This is a genomic window from Gilvimarinus sp. 1_MG-2023 (assembly GCF_030548285.1).
The window spans coordinates 1-248 of sequence record NZ_JAUOSC010001462.1; the positions used below are offsets into that span (position 1 = coordinate 1).

Here is a 248-nt window from a genome sequence, read left to right on the forward strand (position 1 = left end):
GTTGAACATATCGCCCACCATGGTCATGCCACCACTCATCCACTGGCCGCCACCGCCCAATTCCGGGCAGTTGAATTGAGCCATGGTGCCGTTACCATTGATAACAGCCTGAATCATGCAAATGACCGCGTCACTGGACAGTCCATAGCGGCTGGACAGGTCGTTTACAACACCCTGACCATAGCCTGTTAATTTACTCATAATATCCTCCTGCTGCATGACGTACATTGGTCGCCACAATACAGCAT

General features: G+C 51.2%; 1 pseudogene. It reads right to left on the reverse strand.

Annotated features, from left to right (window positions below):
* Positions 1–201, reverse strand: a pseudogene (locus Q4563_RS21675) (SHOCT domain-containing protein); the annotation flags it as partial.
* Positions 202–248 lie beyond the last annotated feature (47 nt).